Origin of the sequence: Neobacillus drentensis (assembly GCF_036962765.1) — a bacterium.
In the GTDB taxonomy this organism is placed as follows: Bacteria; Bacillota; Bacilli; order Bacillales; family Cytobacillaceae; genus Neobacillus; species Neobacillus drentensis_C.
The window spans coordinates 11,943-32,534 of the sequence record NZ_JBALOS010000096.1 but is presented as its reverse complement, the minus strand read 5'-3'; the positions used below and the strand labels follow the sequence as shown (position 1 = coordinate 32,534).

14 protein-coding genes and 1 pseudogene (1 of these 15 cut by a window edge) are annotated in these 20,592 nt (G+C 40.1%); 14 read left to right on the top strand and 1 reads right to left on the bottom strand.

All coding sequences use genetic code 11. The features are described 5' to 3' along the window. The first annotated feature begins 85 nt into the window (after nucleotides 1–85). The 14 genes and pseudogenes from V7137_RS13475 (at nucleotide 86) to V7137_RS13410 (ending at nucleotide 20,110) form a co-directional block, all read left to right on the top strand. Nucleotides 86–1,135: a LacI family DNA-binding transcriptional regulator gene (locus V7137_RS13475; RefSeq protein WP_335698563.1), complete on the top strand. Its 1,050-nt coding sequence runs from the start codon at nucleotides 86–88 to the stop codon at nucleotides 1,133–1,135. A gap of 95 nt (nucleotides 1,136–1,230) precedes the next feature. Beyond that, nucleotides 1,231–2,505, top strand: coding sequence for a Gfo/Idh/MocA family protein (locus V7137_RS13470; RefSeq protein WP_335698562.1), 1,275 nt, complete (start codon nucleotides 1,231–1,233; stop codon nucleotides 2,503–2,505). 237 nt (nucleotides 2,506–2,742) lie between these two features. After that, nucleotides 2,743–3,987, top strand: coding sequence for an ABC transporter substrate-binding protein (locus V7137_RS13465; protein WP_335698561.1), 1,245 nt, complete (start codon nucleotides 2,743–2,745; stop codon nucleotides 3,985–3,987). 88 nt (nucleotides 3,988–4,075) lie between these two features. Further along, nucleotides 4,076–4,996, top strand: coding sequence for a carbohydrate ABC transporter permease (locus V7137_RS13460; RefSeq protein WP_420490126.1), 921 nt, complete (start codon nucleotides 4,076–4,078; stop codon nucleotides 4,994–4,996). Between the two features lie 89 nt (nucleotides 4,997–5,085). Further along, nucleotides 5,086–5,844, top strand: coding sequence for a carbohydrate ABC transporter permease (locus tag V7137_RS13455; protein WP_256358189.1), 759 nt, complete (start codon nucleotides 5,086–5,088; stop codon nucleotides 5,842–5,844). A gap of 431 nt (nucleotides 5,845–6,275) precedes the next feature. After that, nucleotides 6,276–6,710, top strand: a complete 435-nt coding sequence (locus V7137_RS13450) for a hypothetical protein (RefSeq protein WP_335698560.1) — start codon at nucleotides 6,276–6,278, stop codon at nucleotides 6,708–6,710. Between the two features lie 292 nt (nucleotides 6,711–7,002). Then, entirely contained in the window at nucleotides 7,003–7,728 is a 726-nt protein-coding gene (locus tag V7137_RS13445) for a GntR family transcriptional regulator (RefSeq protein WP_335698559.1), read from the top strand. Nucleotides 7,729–8,274: 546 nt separating this feature from the next. Next, nucleotides 8,275–9,186, top strand: coding sequence for an ROK family protein (locus V7137_RS13440; RefSeq protein WP_335698558.1), 912 nt, complete (start codon nucleotides 8,275–8,277; stop codon nucleotides 9,184–9,186). A 165-nt stretch (nucleotides 9,187–9,351) separates the two neighbouring features. Next, nucleotides 9,352–10,518 (top strand): SIS domain-containing protein, encoded by a 1,167-nt coding sequence (locus V7137_RS13435; RefSeq protein ID WP_335698557.1) that lies wholly within the window; start codon nucleotides 9,352–9,354, stop codon nucleotides 10,516–10,518. A 54-nt stretch (nucleotides 10,519–10,572) separates the two neighbouring features. Next, nucleotides 10,573–11,751, top strand: coding sequence for an N-acetylglucosamine-6-phosphate deacetylase (gene nagA, locus V7137_RS13430; RefSeq protein ID WP_335698556.1), 1,179 nt, complete (start codon nucleotides 10,573–10,575; stop codon nucleotides 11,749–11,751). Then, nucleotides 11,748–12,648 (top strand): annotated as a pseudogene (locus V7137_RS13425) (hexose kinase). The gene nagA and the pseudogene V7137_RS13425 overlap by 4 nt, the downstream one beginning before the upstream one ends. A 65-nt stretch (nucleotides 12,649–12,713) precedes the next feature. Next, nucleotides 12,714–13,703 (top strand): tagatose-bisphosphate aldolase, encoded by a 990-nt coding sequence (lacD, locus tag V7137_RS13420; protein WP_335698555.1) that lies wholly within the window; start codon nucleotides 12,714–12,716, stop codon nucleotides 13,701–13,703. 509 nt (nucleotides 13,704–14,212) lie between these two features. Next, the gene (gene agaS / locus V7137_RS13415) at nucleotides 14,213–15,415 is read left to right on the top strand and encodes a tagatose-6-phosphate ketose isomerase (protein ID WP_335698554.1); all 1,203 of its coding nucleotides are present in this window, start codon (nucleotides 14,213–14,215) and stop codon (nucleotides 15,413–15,415) included. Between the two features lie 297 nt (nucleotides 15,416–15,712). Continuing rightward, nucleotides 15,713–20,110, top strand: coding sequence for an endo-alpha-N-acetylgalactosaminidase family protein (locus V7137_RS13410; RefSeq protein ID WP_335698553.1), 4,398 nt, complete (start codon nucleotides 15,713–15,715; stop codon nucleotides 20,108–20,110). A gap of 436 nt (nucleotides 20,111–20,546) precedes the next feature. Here V7137_RS13410 and V7137_RS13405 read toward each other — a convergent pair whose 3' ends face one another. Beyond that, nucleotides 20,547–20,592, bottom strand: the end of a protein-coding gene (locus V7137_RS13405) for a LysR family transcriptional regulator (protein WP_335698552.1). Its footprint extends 842 nt past the window's final position; 46 of the gene's 888 nt are visible here — the last part of the coding sequence; the start codon falls outside the window, past its right edge; its stop codon occupies nucleotides 20,547–20,549.

Sequence of the window (20,592 nt, the reverse complement as noted above, 5' to 3'; positions counted from 1 at the left end):
TTTACAAGATATATTCGAAATAGGTTAAAAATTTGTTATCCTATTTATGAAAGTACTTAACACATAATTAAGAGGTGTTTTATTAGTGGCAAGATTAAAGGATATTGCGGAATATGTAGGCGTCTCCATCTCTACTGTTTCGAGAGTCATCCAAAATGATCAGACTCGAAATGTTAACCAGGAAACAAAAGCGAAAATTTGGGAAGCCGTTAAGGAGTTAGGGTATATCCCAAATCAGCATGCTCGAAATTTAGTTACCAACAAGCAAGAGAAGAGTAGCGTAAGAACGATGAAAATTGGTTGGGTAGCTAATCCAACACAAGCGGAAATTAACCCATACTTTGCCAAAATTTATACTGGTATACATGATACATTAACAGCTAATGATTATACCCTAATTAGTATTACCAAGGATGAGCTTGAAAATGAGGCCCTGCTTCTTAAGACGATTCATGACTTGGGGATTGAGGGACTCCTGCTGATCGACAGGATTGAAGACAGCCTGATTGACTACATACAGCAAACGATTCCATTGGTTGGATTGGACTTTTTCTATACAGATAAGAATATGGCTGTTGTCGATTACAACCGTGAAGCAGCAATTAAAACGGTGGTTCAGCATTTAGTCGACCAAGGACATCGGGAGATTGGGTTTATTGGCGGCGGGATTAATGAAACGTATGAAAATTTGCAAGCTGAATATCGATTCAAAGGGTATCAATCTGCTATGGAAGAAGCGGGATTTTCTGTCCGGCCTGATTGGGTTATCAATACGAAGTGGAAAATGGAGAATAGCTATGAGGAAATGAATCAACTCATTAAAAGGGATTCGGCTCATTTGCCAACAGCCATGGTTTGTGCCAGTGATATGATGGCCATCGCTGCCATGAGAGCTGTCATAGAAAATAATCTTAGAATCCCAGAGGACATCGCTTTCTTTGGTGTGGATAATATTGAAATGGGGAAATATTCATCACCTCCGCTTTCCACGGTAGAAATTCCTAAATACGAAATGGGAAGAATGGCAGCAAAAACGATTATGGAAATGGTAGAAGAGAAAATTAGACTTCCAATCAAGATCATTTTGCCATTTGAATTAGTCCTTCGTGAATCATCTAATATAAAGCGAACCTAAATGGTTCTTTTTTAAACATCACTCGGAAAACGTTTGGATTAATTTAGGAAAACGATATGCATAAATGCAGTGAATGAATGAGAGGAGAGACTTAAATGAAAACCATGACAGCGATTATTATTGGAGCAGGAGACAGAGGGGCACGAGCTTATGCGCCATATGCCTTGACCTATCCGAATGAATTGAAGATTGTCGGCGTAGCAGAACCAGGCATCGAAAGAAGAACGAAACTACAACAAGCGCACGATATTCCGAATGAACATTGTTATGATTCGTGGGAAGAGGTGTTGGATTCCGACCAAAAAATTGCCGACATTGCGATTATCTGTACGCTTGACCGGGATCACTTTAAACCAACGATGAGAGCGTTGGAGCTCGGTTATCATGTACTGTTGGAAAAACCAATGTCGCCGGATCCGCTGGAATGTATCGCAATGGAACAGGCTGCGAAAAAGAATAACCGGCAGCTGACCATCGGCCATGTACTGAGGTATACCGAATTTTGGTCAACGATTAAAAAGGTGATTGCCAAAGGAGAAATTGGCGAGGTCGTATCGCTGCAATTAAATGAAAATGTAGAAGTAATGCACATGTCCCACAGCTTTGTTCGTGGTAATTGGAATAATAAAGAAAAATCGAGTCCGATGATCCTGCAGAAATCCTGTCATGATATGGATATCATTTCTTTTGTGATGGGCAAGAAATGTAAGCGCATTAGTTCCTATGGTTCGCTAATGCATTTTAAAGAAGAGAATGCCCCGGTTGGTGCGCCGCAGCGCTGTTTGGATGGCTGTCCTGCTGAACTAGAATGTTCATTCCATGCTGGCAGGTATTATCTTGGCGAAGGAAAAGGCTGGGCCAAGAAATTCACCGAAGATTATACGAATGAAGGCATTGTCAAAGCATTACAGGAAACGTCATATGGAAAATGCGTATACCGCTCAGATAATAATGTCGTTGACCATCAAGTGGTCAACATGGAATTCGAGGGCGGAGCAACTGCAACATTTAGTATGTGCGGCTTCACGAGAGAGCAGACACGGATTGTTCAAATTATGGGAACAAAAGGAGAAATCCGTGGAAATATGGAAGAAAATAGCATTTCAATTTTTAATTTCCTCACCAAGCACGAAACCGTCATCAAATTTGACAACCCTGTGGGCGGACACGGCGGCGGCGATAACGGTATCATGAGGACCTTCCTCCAGGAAATTCAATTTGGAAATAACGGGCACAGCGTGTCTTCCGCATCTGCATCCGTAAGAAGCCACCTCATAGCATTTGCTGCTGAAGATTCGAGGTTAAACGAGGGTCAATCTATTAATATCGATGAGTATTATCAGAGTTTGCTAGAAAATATCAAAGCTTAAGAAACGATTGTTCACACTGCGGTTTTCGTAGTGTTGCAATAAAAAGTCATACGTTAAGAACAAAGGTTATGGGGAAAAAAACGTAATGGGAAAACGTTGTTATTGGAGGTGGTTAACGTTATCCGGCGAATTTTAATGGTATGCGAATAATTTTTTTATCGAGAGAAAGACCCTTAAGTTTTAAGAAGTGATTTGGTTAGAAATCTACTAAACTCTATTCGAAGGAAGGGAAATATGATGAAAAAATGGCTAATAATGCTTTTAACCGTAGTTCTAGGATTGCTAGGACTGGCTGGCTGCACTGATAATGATAAAGCATCAAGTGATGGAAAAGTTGAAATTACCTATGGCTTTTGGGATAAAAAACAAGTCCCTGCTATTGAAGAGATTATCAAAATATTTAACGAAAAATATCCGAACATCAAAGTCAAAACAGAGATTTCTCCTTATGGACAGTACTTTCAAAAGCTTGAAACGGCTGCAACGGGCGGCGCTTTGCCTGATGTTCTTTGGATGAATGGTGCTCACGTTGTTCAATATGCAGAGGGTAAGGTCATCCTTCCATTAAGCGACATGGCTAAAAAGGATAACTATAGCTTAGACAATTATCCGAAATCATTAATTGAACTTTATACAGTTGATGGCAAAGTGTATGGAATTCCAAAAGATTACGATACAACCGGCTTATGGTACAACAAAAAAATCTTTGATGATGCAGGAGTGCCATATCCGGATGACACTTGGGATTGGAATAAGTTAAAAGAAGTTGCGAAACAGCTGACAAACAAAGAAAAAGGTATTTGGGGTTATGCTTCTGTAATGGGCAATCAAGGCGGATATTATGATTTCATTTGGCAAAATGGCGGTCATATCATTTCTAAAGATGGCAAGTCGGTTGGATTCGATCAGCCTGAAGCAATCGAGGCACTGAAATACAATATTAGCTTCATTAAAGAAGGCTTGTCACCAACACAGGCGCAAATGACAGAAACTGCTGCTTCTGAATTATTCTCTTCAGGAAAAATAGCGATGATGTTCGATGGTCCTTGGATGGTTCCAGAATATAAGAAAAATCCTGTTTTAAATGTTGCTGTTGTTCCTAAAGGGAAAAAACGCGCAGTAGCGATTCACGGTTTATCGAATGTGATTGCTGCGAATACAAAACATAAAGATGCGGCATGGAAGTTTGTTCAGTTCCTTGGCTCTAAAGAAGCAGCAGACGTATACGCGAAAACAGGAACGGTTATTCCTGCGTATAACGGTACACAAGATGCATGGAAAGACGCGGTTCCAAATTTAAATCTTCAAGCATTCATTGATGGCGCAGAATATTCCGTTCCACTTCCAAGTGTGAAAAATACAGGGGAAATTTGGCAATACGAAACAGATATCCTGAAAAAGGCTTGGAGCGAAGAAGTAAGTGTTGAGGATGCAGTAAAAGAGTTAACGAAAAAAGCAAATGATGCGCTATCTAAGAAGTAGTAGAAAAAATGAAGAGAGGAATGTAGTTCTTCTCTTCAATTTCCTAAAGGGAGGGAATGCTGTGAAACAAATTCCTCTACAGGCAGAAGTGAAAGCAAGGAAAAAATTAACGATTTCCAGCTTAACAAAAACAAGGAAACGTTCCGATTACTTTTGGGCTTATGTGATGATTGCACCTACTATGTTAGGTTTGTTTATTTTTTACTTGTGGCCCATCATCCAGACCTTCTACTTTAGTTTTACCGAATGGGGTGCATTTGGACAGTATGAGTGGACAGGGTTAACGAACTATAAACGGGTGCTGGAGGATGCAACCCTTTTACAATCATTTAAAAACACCGGTATTTATATTATTTTTACTGTGCCAATCGGAATTTTCCTGTCGATTATTGTAGCGGTTCTTTTGAATCAAAAAATCAAAGGGAAATCTGTTTATCGAACATTGTATTTTTTACCCGTGATTACGATGCCGGCTGCTATCGCGATGGTGTGGAAATGGCTTTATAATTCTGATTACGGACTACTAAACTATCTTTTATCCTTAATCGGAATCAAGGGGCCGCAGTGGGTAAGTGATCCGAAAATTGCCATATATTCAATTATTGTTGTCGCGATTTGGAGTGGAATCGGCTATAATATGGTCATTTTCCTCTCCGGGCTGCAAGGGATTCCAAAAATGTATTACGAAGCAGCAGAAATTGATGGCGCAGGTCCCATCAGGGTGTTCTTTAAAATTACCTTGCCACTTCTATCTCCTGTTATTTTCTTTGTGTCAATCATGTCTCTAATCGGAGCGTTCCAAGTGTTTGACTTGATTTTCATGATGATTGGAAAAAGCAGTACGGCGTTAGAAAGTACACAGTCGATTGTTTATTTATTCTATCAGCATGCCTTTGTATTAAATGATAAGGGATATGCGGCAGCCATCGCTATTCTCTTGTTAATTGTTATTCTGATTATTACTGCGATTCAAATGGTCTTACAGAAAAAGTGGGTTCATTATGATTAAAGGAAGTGTTACCATTGGAAAGAACGAGACAGCTTGTAACAAGAAAAACATTCCTTATCCATTTCATCCTGATTGTGGGAGCGGTGGCAATGGTATTGCCTTTTCTATGGATGATCCTCACCTCGTTAAAAACCTATGCTGAGTCCATTCATGTTCCGCCCGTTTTTATTCCAAAGGATTTCCAATGGGGGAACTACAAAGAAGTATTTGGACTCTTACCATTTTTCAAATTTATGTATAATACAATCATTATTACGGTGCTGCGGACCGTCGGCCAGTTGTTTCTATGTTCGTTAGCCGCCTATGCTTTTGCCCGGATTGAATTTCCCGGCAGGAACTTCCTGTTTTTATTAGCGTTAACCGTGTTAATGGTGCCGGGGCAAGTGTTTTTACTTCCCCAATATATGATTATGGTGAAATTAGGCTGGTTGAATTCATTGCAAGCTGTGATTGTACCAGGTTTGTTTAGCGCATTCGGTACGTTCCTCTTACGGCAATTCTTTATGGGGCTTCCAAAGGAATTAGAAGAGGCTGCCCGGCTTGACGGCTGTAACCATTTTCAAATTTACTGGAGAATTATGCTACCGCTAGCAAAGCCTGGTCTGATTGCGTTAGGGATTTTTACCACCCTTTGGAGCTGGAATGAATTGATGTGGCCAATGATTGTCAATAGTTCTCCGGAATCGATGACCCTTTCAGTAGGATTGTCATCACTTCAAGGCCAATATCTGACCAACTACCCGATTCTTATGGCCGGTTCCTTTTTAGCGATCTTGCCAATGCTGATCCTATTTATCTTCCTGCAGAAGCAATTTATTGAAGGAATTGCCGTCACAGGCGGAAAATAAAACAATACATGCGGTCGGGTACGGCCGTATGTATTGTTTTTTCTCTAATTGATAGGAAAATATTACTTTTGTTGGAAATTTATGTAATCAGGTTGACCCATCAACCTTATTTATCATAAAATAAAACTGTAAGAAAATTACCTAAATTTAGACTGAAAGGGAGGAGGCGATGGATCTTCTATTAGAAATAAAAACAGTAAAACATCCTAGTAGGTAGCAAGTTAAATAAAAGGGCAACGTAGTATTAAACTGGTAATGACAACACAACCACTTGTAGTTCACCAACGATCATTTCTCAACCGCCAATTCCATTACATACAGATATTACTTGATCTGCTATTAAAGGTATCACTTAATTACGCTTATTTATAGAGCCAAAGGAACTGCAATTATCGAATAAAGATATGGCGGTTACTGGTGAAGGAGAAAAGATGCAGGGCGTCGCAGCAGCTTTTGCCAAGCTGATTGACGGTGTGATAAGCGAGAGTTCATTAGCGGAACTGAAATGGAGTCTCACTGAAAATGATGGAAATTCACTGCCGGTAACCATGGATTTTACCTTTAATAAACCACAAGAAATGACTAAATTTATAGTTTATAATCGCCCGCAATATACGAACGGAAAAATAAAAAAACTGCGTGCCAAAGCATATACTGAAGCTGGAAAGGAATATGATTTAGGTGCAAAGGATGTTGGAGTTAGCGATAAATCGGTAACATTCAATCTTGCGGAAGCTGCTATACCGTCTGGTACAAAATTTTCAAAGATAACGATCATCTTTGAGGAATCACATAGTGGACCACTTATGTTGTCTGTTGTAGAGGTTGAATTTTATGCGAAGAATCCAGCTTATGTAGAAAATTAGAACTAAAATTAAAACAAGGAAAGGCAGAGGCTATTAAGGGAAGCAGACCAACGTTGGTATACTTCCCTTTCATCTTAAACTTTAACTTTATTATTTCCTTTGGATTGAAGTTAAGCTTTATACCATCATAACCCATAGTGATATGCCATTCTCTCCCTAGTTCTAAGCGGTATGGAATACCTTCATTTCCTCCACAATGCATAAAATATTTTTGTTGATAATCTTTACAAGGAGTTGAGAGGGGGATATACTGGTAATAACCACACTACCACTTGCAACTAGGAGGGGAGATATGACTCGTATTGATAAGACTAGCAGAATTCCACTTTATCTGCAGTTAATGGATATTTTAATGAATAAAATGGAAGCTGAAATAGGAGAAAATGGGCAATTACCGTCTGAGAGGGAAATATGCCAACAGTACGATTTATCTCGGACAACCGTTCGTCAAGCGATAAACGAGCTCGAGAAAGACGGATATATCTATAAAGTGCATGGAAAAGGTACTTTTGTCTCACCGAAAAAAGTTAATCAAGAACTGGTCAAATTTTATTCATTTACAGAAGAGATGAAAAAGTTGGGTAAAGTTCCTATCTCAAAGGTTTTATCGTTTGGTGTTCTTGAGGCCGACCGAAAGATTAGTAATAAGCTTTTAGTTGGTGAGGGCAGTAAGGTTTACTGTTTTTCGAGATTGCGGATTGCTGATGATATACCAATGATGCTTGAAACTTCTTTTGTACCCTATGATTTATTCCCGGGTATAACAAAAGAAGACCTAGAACAGACAGCTTTATACGAGATTTTTAGACATCGTTTTCAAACAGAAATTACAATGGCAGATGAATTATTTATGCCAGTAATGACAGATGAAAAAGAGGCAAAGTTACTAAAGATGCCTCCATCCTTGCCGTCTTTACGTATTGAACGATTAACACATGGGGTAGACAAGGTGATTGAGTATACGAATACCATCGCCAGAGGTGATAAGTTTAAATACCATGTTCGCCTAGAAAATTAATCTAGGTGCGACTTAACTGGTAATGACGTATCTACGTAATTATGTCATGTGGGTCTGCTTTGAACTATTTGCTTTATGGTCAGCTTTTTGCATTATTTAATTCGATTCATTTGGGAAAGGGGCAGGCATTTAATGAAAGCAAGAGAGGGAAGATTAATCTATTCGTCAACTATAGGTGCCTGTCATCCCATGATAAAACGGAGTTACAACTGAATAATGTAAGGGTGACTAGGTTGTCGATCTTCTATCCCTGAAAATTAAAAACATTTAATGCAGACGGATTCGGTCGCATTAAATGTTTTTATCCGTTGGGTTGACCCTAAAGTGGGGAAGAAATAATAGAATTACTTACAACAATCAGATTATTATTCCCATAGTCTAGTTTCTATGAGTTTTTCTTTCTTTCAACTTGTACCAACAACCCGATGTTGGATAGTGTGTAGAAGGGGTTTTTTTGAAGAAAACTCGTCTTCTCGATAACAACAATTTTTTCAACAGATGAGCAAGTACACCATAAATCAAAATTGACAGTAGAGGTAAAAGCACATGAAAATGGCAATTGGCATTGATATTGGCGGGACAAAGGTTGCGGCGGGCATCATTTCGGAAACAGGGGAATTGCTCAAGCGTGCGGAGGTAAAAAGTGAACCTTCTGACAGAGAAAAGATGTTTGCTAAAGTGGTAGAAACAGTAGAACAAGTTCTTGAAGATTCCACTTATTCGCTAGTGGACATGGAAGGTATTGGTGTCGGTGTACCTGGCAAGGTGGATCGAGAGCAGGGAATTGCGGTTTATCAAAATAATTTACCATGGGCCCAGTTTCCTGTCACAGCACGGTTACGGAAGCAATTTGGACTCCAGGTGATTACGATTGACAATGATGTTTATATGGCAGCCTTTGCCGAGTGGAAGGCTGCCCAGGCAAAAAGCGATGAAACGTTTGTCTACGTGACGATTAGTACGGGCATCTCTTGCTCGATCATTCATCATGGATCATTTTTCCGAGGGGCTGGATTTGCCGGAGAGCTCGGCTTGATCCCTGTCCTTTCGAAGGCAGTTGGGCAGAAAATGGAACGGCTTGAATCTGCGTCTGCCGGACCTGCGATAGAAAAGTTAGTACAAAAGGAATTGCAAGTGGCGCATCTGACGACCAAAGATGTTTTTGAACGCTATATGGATGGAGCAATTGAGTATCAGCCCATCATCGATGATGTGACGGACAATTGGGCCCAAGGCCTATATGCGATTTCATGCTTACTAGACCCGCATAAAGTGGTATTCGGGGGCAGCGTCATCGCCAATAACCCTTTTCTGCTTGACATCATAAAGGAAAAACTGAAATCGTACCAAATCCCTGAGCAGCAGCATCTCTTAAGTCACATGTCAATCAGCACGATCAAGCAGGATAATGGCGTTGTTGGTGCAGGATTACGGGTATTCGAACAGAACAAAAAATAAGACTTGTTTTTATTGATTTGCCGATAAACTAGGAAAAATCGCTGATAAATCAGACTAACATGTATCTAAGTTGTGAATTTAAACTACATTATGACTTTTTAGGAGTTTAAACGAGGTTAAAAACACATTTTTGGGAAAATACCCCAAATAAGAGGAGTGTTACATTTGTTTACATTAAGTCAGGAAAAATTAATACCATTAGGGGCATCGATTACAACAGCGGAAATCAAACAACAGCCTGAATTATGGGGCGAAACACTTGCATTGTATAAGGAGAAGCGTCAGCAGATTGAAGAGTTTTTGCAGAACTTGACAGAAAAGCATGAACATGTCCGTGTTATTTTTACAGGGGCTGGAACTTCTGCCTATGTTGGTGACACTGTTACCCCCTACTTAAAGGAAAAAGTCGATGAAAAACAGTGGGACTTGATGAGTGTTCCAACAACAGCGATCGTGTCAAACCCTTACCAATTCTTAAAAGCAGACATCCCGACATTATTGATTTCATTTGCCAGAAGTGGCAATAGCCCGGAAAGCGATAGGACAGTGGAATTAGCGGCACAAGTGGTAACGGAACTCTACCAAATTACGATCACCTGCTCTAAAGATGGGAAGTTGGCACAACGGGCAAAAGGGGATGAGAGCAATCTCTTATTATTAATGCCTGAAAGGTCCAATGACCAAGGCTTTGCGATGACGGGAAGCTACACATGCATGGCTTTAACTGCACTTCTCATTTTTGATTCACTGTCAGTTGAAGAAAAGTTGAACATTGTCGAAACGATACAACGCTTGGGTGAAAGTGTTATTAGCAGAGAAGCAGATATTGAAAAAATGATTACTTCCGACTTTGAACGAATCATTTATCTTGGCTCAGGAGGCTTTGAGGGCTTGGCGAGAGAAGCGCAATTAAAAATATTGGAGTTAACTGCCGGGAAAATTGCCACTTCTTTTGACTCATCACTCGGATTCCGCCACGGTCCAAAATCATTTGTGAATGAAAAAGCGATCGTGTTTGTGTTTGTTTCCAACCAACCGTATACACGCCGTTACGATCTCGATATGCTAAATGAATTGAGACAGGATAACATCGCCAGCTATATTTGTGCTATTGCAGTGGATGGAGACACGAATTATGCCGGTGATACGTTCTTATTTGACAGAGACGCAAGCGCAGTGCCAGATGCCTACTTGTCGCTGCCGTACGTCATGGTCGGACAAACGCTCGCCCTGTTCGCTTCGATTAAAGTGGGGAATACACCGGATACTCCTTCACCAAGCGGAACGGTCAACCGTGTTGTAAAAGGTGTTACGATTCACGAATACAAGTAATTCAGTGGGAAAGGGATGTTCAGTCTTTCTCTTTTCTAAACAGAGGTGCTGATTATGGAACTATTTGTTTACGCAGACAAGTTTTTTCTTGAAGATGGGGTGGCAGGTCCTGGTTTTCTGGAAATAAAAGACGGGAAATTTGGTGCCTTTTTTGAAACATTGCAAAATGAAACGGCTGAGGTAATCGATTATGCCGGACAATGGATTGCTCCGGGTTTAGTCGACACGCACATTCATGGCTTTAAAAATCATGATGTCATGGACAATGAATTTGAAGGACTGATGGCGATTTCCGAGGGGCTGCTTTCATGTGGAGTGACGACGTTTTTACCAACTACGTTAACCTCTGCGCCCGAATCGTTGAACGATGTGGTGGCGATGATTGGAGAAAATTATACGAAGGTGAAGGGTGCCAAAATAAAAGGAATCTTTTTAGAAGGACCATTTTTTACAGAAAAACACAAAGGTGCCCAAAACACGAATTATTTTTGTGACCCTTCGGTCGAATTGCTGGAAACATGGCAAAAGAAATCGGGTCATTTTATCAAAAAAATTGCGCTTGCTCCGGAAAGAAACGGGGCAGTTGAATTTATTGAGTTCGCTGTGAACAATCAGGTTACCGTAGCGCTCGCTCATAGTGACGCGACCTATAATGAGGCAAAACAAGCGGTTGAAAAGGGAGCTTCGATTTTTGTTCATACGTTTAATGGCATGAGCGGGTTACACCATCGTGAGCCGGGAATGGCTGGCGCTGCAATGAATCTGCCGAATGTGTTTGCCGAAATTATATGTGACGGACATCACGTTCATCCTGCTGCCGCTAATATTTTAATGAATGCCCGCGGCAGAAAGGAAACCGTGATAGTGACTGATTGCATGATGGCAGGAGGCATGCCGGAAGGAACCTATCAGCTCGGAGAATTCCCTGTTGAAGTAAAGAACGGGGCAGCTCGTTTGGAGAGCGGAAGTTTAGCGGGCAGTATATTGCAATTAAAAGATGCTGTCAAAAATGTCGTCGCTTGGGGGATCGCGACCCCAGAGGAAGCCATCTACATGGCAAGTACAGCACCTGCGAAAAGTATTGGTATGGATAGGGAATGCGGAAAGATAGCAATCAGCCATGATGCGGATTTTATTGTACTGACACCGGAGCTCGAATTAACGGCGACGTATCTTGATGGTGTTTGCCGGTTTCAAGCTGAAAACTTGATTGGGAAAGAGGGAGTGCGATGATTTTAGCTATCACGATGAATCCATCTTTGGATATTTCCTATCCGATTCAAGAATTCAAACTGGATGAAGTAAATCGTGTAGAGCATGTTTGTAAAACCGCCGGTGGAAAAGGCTTAAATGTGGCCCGTGTCGTCAAACAGATGGGAGAAGACGTCCTGGCGACAGGTGTGCTTGGCGGAAATATTGGTGACTACATTGTTCAGGAATTGACGAAAAGCGGTATCGGAAATAATTTTTTAAAAATCAATCAAGAATCAAGAAACTGTATTGCCATTCTCCATGATGGCAAGCAGACGGAAATTTTAGAATCCGGACCGACACTTTCAGCGGAAGACAGTGCAGCTTTTTTAGAAAAATATCGTGAATTACTGACTGCTGCTTCACTTGTAACGATTTCGGGCAGCTTACCAAAAGGGCTTGAGCCTGGGTTTTACCGTGGGATGGTAGAAATGAGCCGAGAGATGGGTATTCCCGTGATTGTTGATACATCAGGGGAGCCGCTCCGACAGGTTTTGCGACATAAGGTAAAACCATTTGTGATTAAACCGAATATAGCGGAGCTATCTCAGCTGCTGGGTGTAGAGGTGGAACAAACCATAAGCAGTTTGAAACAAGTACTAACCAATGAATGGTTTCATGGGGTTGAATGGGTTGTCGTTTCGATGGGCGGGGATGGTGCCTTTGTTAAGCATGGTACGGATTATTACCGGGTTACCATTCCTTTGATTGACGTGGTGAACCCTGTCGNNATTAAATCGAAAGCAGTCAGTTCCAGACGTTCTGAAAACAGCCATGACGACTGGCCTGCTCAATACGATGCAAGCAGGAACAGGTTATATTGATCGAGCTAATTTCGGCAAATTTTTTGAGTTGGTAGAGGTTACGAAAATAGATTAATTGGATAAAAGCCAATTTTTTTTAATAGGTGAGTTTACGCATAGATTATATAGGGGTGATTGTCGATGTTAGAATTAACGAAAAATAAAGTAGCGGCTCTTAAGCGTTTATCGGATGAGAATGGGATTATCGGAGCTTTGGCAATTGATCAACGCGGTTCATTAAAGAAAATGATTTCGGCAGGAAATTCAAGTTTTGTCGGAGATGAGGGAATCGTCCGCTTTAAAGAATTGGTTTCTGAAGAGTTGACACCTTATGCGACATCAATCCTATTGGATCCGGAATATGGTCTGCCGGCTGCAAAGGTCCGCCATCCTGAAGCTGGATTATTGGTGGCATATGAAAAAACAGGCTATGATGCAACATCCGTGGGCCGTTTGCCTGATTTATTGCCGGAATGGTCTGTTAGAGGATTGAAGGAAGCTGGAGCAGATGCGGTTAAATTTTTACTGTACTATGATGTGGATGAAGATGAAAAAATTAATGACTATAAGCATGTTTATATGGAACGAGTCGGGTCTGAGTGTGCAGCAGAAGACATTCCGTTTTTCCTCGAGATTGTGACATATGATGCCAAAAATGATGATGTGAAAAGTTTAGAGTATGCCAAAGTGAAGCCGCATAAAGTCATTGAGGCGATGAGAGAATTCTCCAAGCCACAGTATAAGGTGGACGTTTTGAAGGTAGAAGTTCCTGTGGATATGAAGTTTGTGGAGGGATATGCGGAAGGCGAAACAGCTTATACCAAGGAAGAAGCATTTGCGTATTTCAAAGAGCAAAGTGAAGCAACAGATCTGCCGTTTATCTTCTTAAGTGCCGGCGTAAGTGCAGAGTTATTCCAGGAAACATTGAAGTTTGCCAAAGAATCCGGCTCAACCTTCAACGGTGTCCTCTGCGGCCGGGCAACTTGGAAAAATGGCGTTGCTCCCTTTGCTGAAAATGGGGAACAATCCGCACGTGCATGGTTACAAGATACCGGCAAAAAAAATATCCAAGAACTAAATATTGTCTTGAAAGAGACAGCAAGCCCGTGGTTTGAAAAAATCGTAGGGTAAGGAAGCAAGGAAAGGAAGCGCGGGGGAAGTTTTCGCGCTTCCTTATTTTTTTGCTTTATTTTTCTTCGTGTTTTTGCATTTCGGTATTGTGAAGGAGATAGATTGGTCACCCATTTATGGACTGTGCAAAGTATACTGGGAAAAAAGCCGGGAATGGTCGATATATTATCTGGAATTGGGAAGCTGGGTGCTTCAAGCAAAATGTTGCTTTCATGGATACACGTTTGGAGGAAGTACTCAATTGGTGAAACACCGACAGATTTCTTGAAAGAATGGGCAAGATAATATTTGCAAGATATCTAAAAAACAAAACAAGATGTTTATTGTGAAAACGCTTTTTCATTTGTATACTTTGTCTAAAAATAGTAAAGAGGATGAAAAAGAAAGTTTTGTAGGCTCAAATGGCAGCCTTGTTATCTAATAGTTTAATAGCCTGGCAAATGTTATGAGGAATCGCTGGTATTCGTTTGTGAAGGGAATGTTGGAAAAAAGGAAGAGGAGCGTAAAATATGTTTACTTTAAGTCAAGAAAAATTAGTGTCTTTAGGTGCATCGATTACAACATCGGAAATCAAGCAACAACCAGATTTATGGGGTGAAACCTATTCATTGTATACGAAGAAACGAGTAGAGATCCAAGCTTTTTTACAAAAACTGGCTGAACAGCATGATCGTATCCGTGTTATTTTTACGGGTGCTGGAACCTCTGCCAATGTCGGTGAAACGTGCCTTCCTTATTTAAAAGGAAAAGTAGATGAAAAAAAGTGGGAATTGCTGAGTGTGCCATCAACCACTTTGGTATCTAATCCCTATGAATTTTTTAAAGCAGATTTCCCAACCTTGTTGGTTTCATTTGCTCGAAGCGGCATCAGCCCCGAAAGCTTGGCTGCCGTAGAATTAGCTGAACAACTAGTAAAGAACTTATATCAGCTAACGATTACCTGTGCAAAAGATGGTGAGTTAGCGAAAAGGGCAAAAGGAGAGGAAAACAATCTTTTGTTGTTAATGCCCGATAAAGCCAATGATCAAGGATTTGCCATGACCGGAAGTTATTCGTGCATGACGCTAATGGCATTACTCGTTTTTGATCCGCTATTTGTCGAAGAAAAATGGGCGATTGTCCAAATCATTCGCCAAATGGGTGAAAGTGTCATTCTTCGTGAAGAGGATATCCAAACTATCATCGATTGCGATTTTGAAAGGATCATTTTCCTTGGCTCCGGAAGTTTAGAAGGCTTGGCGAGAGAAGCACAGTTAAAAATAGTAGAACTGACAGCCGGTAAAATAGTCACCTCATTTGATTCCCCGTTGGGATGCCGACATGCTCCTAAGTCATTCGTTAATGAAAAAGCATTGGTGTGTGTGTTTGTTTCCAATCATCCTTATACTCGCCAATATGATTTAGATATATTACAAGAATTGCATCGAGATAACATTGCCAAAAACATTTGTGCTATCGAGGTCGATGGAAAAACGAATTATGACGGGAACACATTCTTATTCGACAGAGATGCCCAATCCATACCGGATGCTTACTTAGCATTACCTTTTGCCATGATTGGGCAAACAATCTCACTGCTTGCTTCCGTAAAAGTCGGTAATACACCTGATACCCCTTCACCAACAGGAACGGTTAACCATGTGGTAAAAGGCGTAACCATCTACGAATATAAGGGAAGCAAGGAGGACGGTTCTCTTGCTTATTCAATCTGAATTCATAAGTTTAATAAACTTAAATGGAATTATTATTACCAGGGTACTTACCCGAAAATTCGTGTTCCATAGGATATGCTCTCATAAAAAAAGCGAATAGTGATAGGCATTGTTCGTTTTTTTATGCAATTCACTAAAAAAACAATATTACTAAAAATTTGAACAATATCTTTATTGTGTAAGCGCTTTAACAAAAGTAAGCTAGATTACAAGTAGAAGGTGGTGTTTATTGTTAATTTTATCAATAAAAAAGGCATCGTCATCTATCAAACTATTATTTTCAAAGGAGGAGAGGAATTGGGTAGAAAGTATTACAAGAGATTGACTAATACCCTGCTAGCACTTGTGTTATTTTTGCCAACATTTTTAACGGGGTTCATTCCACCGTTACGTGCAACAGCAGAAGTAACGAATCCATGGGTTACCATTTCAACTGGAGGAAATGAAGTAAATGAAATTGTCACCCAGAACGGTAAGGCTTATGCATTGCTTGGATCAGGTGCTGGAAATGACAATGGGGTTAAAGCTGCTATTTTTCAAGAAAAGGATGAAGCAGCAAAAGAATCAGGAACGATGGAATATACCTTTATTCCCAAATTGAATGCGGCAGATACTAGATTTGGTTTCTATCCACATTATAGTGACCCTAATAACTTTGTATTTGTAGGGTATGACTCACTCGGCTGGTTCTATGAGTACAAATATCAAGGCAGTGGAACTTGGCTGCAAACTAGACCAGACATCCCACTTCCTGAAGCTGGGAGCAAACATTCCATTAAAATTGATTATAGCGGAGCCACTTTGAATGTTACTTTAGATGGAAAAGATTTATTTGGACCGGTTACATTATCAAATGATGTAAATAAGCTGCTTACAGGTAAGGAAGCGGTTAAACTTGGTGCTTTTGGTGGTAAAAACAGCCAAGTACTCATTGAATTGGGAGATGCTCCAGGAGATGGAGGTCAAATGCCGGGAGAAGAAGAACTTGTCGACATTACTGATAACCAACTTGAAGAAGGTGATTTTAAAATCATCTCTGGCAACGGAAGCGTTACCTATAATCAAGATGGTTCAGCAACTTTCCATGTTACCTCTACCCAAAAGAATCGAATTGTCTACAATAAAATGAAAGCAATTAAGAATGGTATTTTTGAAGCTGATATTACTCCAGGAACAGGCGCCATGAACCGTTTTGGTCTAATCTATCGTGTGCAAAATCCATCTGCATACACTTATGTAGGTACTGGAGATCAAAATAATCAGTATTTTGGAGAAATCTTTGGTCCTGCTAACAGTTGGACAGCGATGACCTCAGACGTTCCATTAGAAGCAAATAAAACCTATCATTTACGTATAAAATTCGCGGATGATTTAGCTACTTTATACATTAATGATAAAAAGGTGAATACCTTTACATTGTCAGGCGGTGTCGATCAAGTAGGGTTACTTGGATTTGAAAAAAGCCGCGGTGCTGCCAACATCACAATTTCAAACATCAAAATTAAAGAATATGTTCCACCTAAAGCGCCAGATACCGCGCCAGTAGAGGATAAATTAAGCTCCGACTTTATGGATGTCATTATTGACCAAGTATTCCCTCGTGTCATCGAATACCGGGTTGGCGATAAGGTAATGGATGGACAAAAATCTCCTGTTTACGGATTGAAAGTGAACGGCACTCTTTACTATCCAGAAGTAAGCTTTGAAAAGCTGAGCGACAGTGAAGCGTTGTATACATTAAAGGTAATCGATGAATATGAAAACCTTGATGCTGTATTTAAAGTTTCTTTAAAAGTCCAAAAAAATAAAGTGATCTATACCTTTGAAGAAATCACCAATGCCGGAAGTGCCAAAATTGAAACGGTTGAATTGGCCGATTTGAACTTTATTTCCGTCAATTCTGCTCAAACCAATGCTAAAGCCAAATTAACGAATCTTAGCAGCGATGTGACCAAACCTGGGGATGTCGATGTCATTGTCGATTCAACTTTGGGTGGCATTGGAACTTCAGAAAGATTCTATGCTGCTTTCCTGTCAACGGACAAATTAAGTGCAGGTGTATGGTCCAGTTCAGAAGTCAATGGCTACCGTAACCTTGTGGCAAATCGTTATCAAAGTAAAGATGGTACGAAAGCCATCGGTATCGGTTCTAGTTTGCTTTATTCTCAAAGAGAATTTATGCCGAAACCACAATCAAAAAAACCTACTGTAAAAATTGCAATTGCTGACGATTTGAATAAAGATGATGAAATTGACTGGCAGGACGGTGCGATTGCTTACCGAGAAATCATGCAAGACATAAAAGGATCAGAAGATGTAAACAATCTTGTCGGCACACGCATTGCCATGAATTTTGGATCACAAGCACAACAGCCATTCTTAAAAACATTGGATAATGTTAAAAAGGTAGCTCTCGCTACAGATGGATTGGGCCAAGCTGTTCTGTTAAAAGGATATGCGAATGAAGGACATGACAGCGGTCACCCGGATTATGGTGATGTCGGTGAACGGATGGGTGGTGCTGACGATTTAAAAACACTTATTAGTGAAGGTCATAAGTACAATTCTGAATTTGGTGTCCATATTAATGCCCAAGAAACGTATCCTGAAGCAAAAGCTTTTAGTGAGGATTTTATTGATGGTCCAAATTCCAAAGGCTGGGGCTGGTTAGATCAATCCTATACTATCAATAAATTAAAAGATTTATATTCTGGGACGCGTGCAAAAAGACTGGATGAATTGAAAGCTGCTGCACCGGGTCTTGACTTTATTTATTTGGATGTATGGTATCAAGATCAGTGGGAATCTGATAGAGTTGCAGAACAATTTATGGATAGAGGTTGGAGAGTATCAACCGAGTTTGGTACTTCTATTGCCAATTATTCAACCTGGCAGCACTGGGCAACGGATAAGAACTACGGTGGGGCAGCCAGCAAGGGAATCAACTCAGAAGTACTTCGCTTTATTAGCAATCACCAAAAAGATTCTTGGGTGTTGAATTGGCCTGAAGCAGGCGGAACAGCTGATCATCCATTGCTTGGAGGATTTGAATTAGCCGGCTTCGAGGGATGGCAATCTGATAAGAACTTTGACCATTTTATTCGGATGACATTCGATACAAATCTTCCAACTAAATTTTTACAAAAGTATTATGTCACAGATTGGTCAGATGTCGAAGGTGATAAAAACAAAACAAACTTGGAAAAGGAAATTAAATTGGCGGACCCAAGTAATGGGGATGATGTTGTTGTAACAAGAAAAGACAACTCCAGAGAGCGTGTCATTACACTTAATGGAAATGTTGTCCTTGATGGACATACTTATTTAATCCCGTGGGTAGAACAGGATTTCAGGACTCCAACACCAAATTCCAAAAAACTGTATCACTGGAATTTGGAAGGCGGAACAACTACATGGACGCTCCCGAATGAATATTCAGATATATCTAAAGTTTATGTATATAAATTGACCGATCAGGGTAGAACAGATGTGCAGAAAGTCAAAGTGGTCAATAATCAAGTAACATTGACGGCTGAGGCAGCGACACCTTATATTGTCGTACCAGAAAAAAAGGAGAAGGGCTTACAAATCGAAGACTGGAGCAAAGGTGCTCATGTCTATGACACAGGATTCAATTCAGGAACAGTCAAAGATGAAGATACAAAAGTTGCTGGTGACAAAGATGCTGTAAGTGTCATCAGAACGAATCAAACTGGCGCTGCCCGAAATTTAAGCAGCGGCGACTATTATTTGAATATGGAAAGTCCTTCTCGCTATACAACCGTTACACGTACCATTACTGGCCTTGAATCTGGCAAAGATTATGTAGCAGAGGTCTATGTAGAAAATAATAGTGATGTAAAAGCCGGAATAAAAGTAAGTAGCGAGGGAAAAGATGTAAGCAATTACACGGTGCGGAGCCTGCAAAAGAACTTTGTAAAAGCAGACTCACATGCTACGAACGATGGGTACAATAGCAAAATGCAAAGGATGCAATTAAGCTTTACGGCTACATCTAAAAAGGCTGAATTAATTCTCAGCCGTGAGGCCGGAGAAGGAAATACTAAATTTGATGATATACGAGTCGTTCAAAAATCTCTGAAAAATGATGTTTCACCTGGGGTATTTGAACAAGATTTTGAAACGGTCGCGCAAGGAATTTACCCATTTGTTATTGGTAATACGGAAGGTGTTGAAGACAACAGAATTCATTTGTCTGAATTACATGCACCGTTTACTCAAAAAGGATGGGCAGGCAAAAAATTAGTAGATGATGTCATTGAAGGAAATTGGTCCGTTAAAGTAAATACTGGAAACAAAGGCTTAGTGTATCGCACCATTCCGCAGCACTTCCACTTTGAACCAGGAGTAACCTATAAAGTATCCTTTGACTATCAAACTACTGCCAATTCCTATCGCTTTATCTCAGGGGATCAAGAGATTGATGCACGAGATATTACGGTTGCCAATGGACTGAGTTCGAATAATACTCTTCCGGCATCGATCAATACCAAAACTGCAGAGTTTACTGTAACTGGTTCCGAGAATAAGCAAACGTATATTGGAATTTTCAATGATGGAACTAGTTTGAATGGAGATACCGGGGCAGGAACTTTTGTTTTAGACAATCTTCGAATTGAACGTTTAGCAACAGGTTTGAAGGTTAAAGATACAACAATTTCTCCTGGCGAATAACTAGATTTAAAATCACTGAAAACATTTACTGAAGACTCCAAAGGAAATGATGTAACCAGTTTAATTTTTATTGAAAAGGATATTTGGATATAAACAAACTAGGGAGATACACTATTATCCTCACCTAGAAGAAGTATTCGCTGATATCGTCCAAACTGCTTCTGTCACAATAATGTATTAATATTCTGCTAAAACTATACAGGTTCGTCCGTCCCCTTTCGCTAAAAAAGCGAAAGGGGATTTTTTATTTGCGAAAGAAATTAAAGAGAGGAGGCAATATTGGAATGAATGATTAAGAGGGAAATAAGAACTAAAAAAATAGATTGGCTTGTTATATGATTGAATGGAGCACCACCTTTTAAAACGAGAAAAGATGGTACCTTTGTTTGTAATTTAATTTAAGGGTCAATCCATTTTCACATTAATCACTAAGTGATTAATGCGTCAGCATTCGGGAGTGGAATTTAAAATGTTCTAAAAAT

What these genes read in the sequence shown, in the direction of transcription:
- V7137_RS13470 (WP_335698562.1), top strand. Translation starts at nt 1,231, where the DNA reads ATGAAAACCATGACAGCGATTATTATTGGAGCAGGAGACAGAGGGGCA.
- V7137_RS13465 (WP_335698561.1), top strand. Translation starts at nt 2,743, where the DNA reads ATGAAAAAATGGCTAATAATGCTTTTAACCGTAGTTCTAGGATTGCTA.
- V7137_RS13455 (WP_256358189.1), top strand. Translation starts at nt 5,086, where the DNA reads ATGGTATTGCCTTTTCTATGGATGATCCTCACCTCGTTAAAAACCTAT.
- V7137_RS13450 (WP_335698560.1), top strand. Translation starts at nt 6,276, where the DNA reads ATGCAGGGCGTCGCAGCAGCTTTTGCCAAGCTGATTGACGGTGTGATA.
- V7137_RS13445 (WP_335698559.1), top strand. Translation starts at nt 7,003, where the DNA reads ATGACTCGTATTGATAAGACTAGCAGAATTCCACTTTATCTGCAGTTA.
- V7137_RS13440 (WP_335698558.1), top strand. Translation starts at nt 8,275, where the DNA reads ATGAAAATGGCAATTGGCATTGATATTGGCGGGACAAAGGTTGCGGCG.
- nagA (WP_335698556.1), top strand. Translation starts at nt 10,573, where the DNA reads ATGGAACTATTTGTTTACGCAGACAAGTTTTTTCTTGAAGATGGGGTG.
- lacD (WP_335698555.1), top strand. Translation starts at nt 12,714, where the DNA reads ATGTTAGAATTAACGAAAAATAAAGTAGCGGCTCTTAAGCGTTTATCG.
- agaS (WP_335698554.1), top strand. Translation starts at nt 14,213, where the DNA reads ATGTTTACTTTAAGTCAAGAAAAATTAGTGTCTTTAGGTGCATCGATT.